The organism is Actinomadura harenae (assembly GCF_003696215.1).
In the GTDB taxonomy this organism is placed as follows: domain Bacteria; phylum Actinomycetota; class Actinomycetes; order Streptosporangiales; family Streptosporangiaceae; genus Spirillospora; species Spirillospora harenae.
On the sequence record NZ_RFFG01000115.1, the window covers coordinates 1 to 780 of the forward strand.

General features: G+C 71.9%; 1 protein-coding gene. It reads left to right on the top strand.

The annotated features are described in order from the left end of the window. Positions 1–73: 73 nt before the first annotated feature. Positions 74–670: a winged helix-turn-helix domain-containing protein gene (locus EBO15_RS36600; RefSeq protein WP_122199076.1), complete on the top strand. Its 597-nt coding sequence runs from the start codon at positions 74–76 to the stop codon at positions 668–670. Positions 671–780: the final 110 nt, after the last annotated feature.

The window sequence follows — 780 nt, forward strand, 5'->3', positions numbered from 1 at the left end:
CACTAACCAGGGTTATTGGGTGTTGGCGGTTGGGTGAGTGGACGGCCCGGTGCTGTGGGCGTATGCCGGTGGCATGGCCAGATACCCCCAGGGCGGCGGGATGACCGACGCAGGCCGAGAGCGTCGGGAGCGGGTGCGGATGCGGGCCGCGGAGTGGTTCGCCGAGGGCCGTGCGAACGCGTGGGTCGCGGGCGAGTTGCGGGTCGGTGTGCGGCAGGTCGAGAAGTGGCGTCAGGCCTGGCGCCAGGGCGGGGTCGAAGCCTTGAGGTCCAAGGGCCCGCACCGGCGGGCGCGCCTGGACCAGGCGGCGTTCGCCAGGTTGGAGGCCGAGCTGAACCGCGGTCCCGCCGCGCACGGCTACGCCGACGACCAACGCTGGACCCTCGGCCGGATCGCCGCGCTCATCCGCGATGTGTTCGGGATCGACTACACCCTGCCTGGCGTGTCGTTGCTTCTTCGGCGTAACGGCTGGTCGGTGCAGGTCCCCGGCCGCCGGGCCGTCCAACGCGACGACCAGGCGATCGAGGCGTGGAAGCGGGAGGTGTGGCCGCAGGTGGAAGCACCGCGGGCGACCTGGGCGCCTGGATCTGTTTCGAGGACGAGACGGGTCAAGGGCTCAGGCCGCCGCGAGGACGCTCCTGGAGCCGGCGCGGACACCGACCCGAGGTGACCGTGAACGGCGGTGACCACGGCGGACGGATATCAGCCGCAGGCCTGACGTGTCACCGGCCCGGGGACAGGTCCCGGCTGATCTACCGGCTGCACCACTACCGCCGCCGC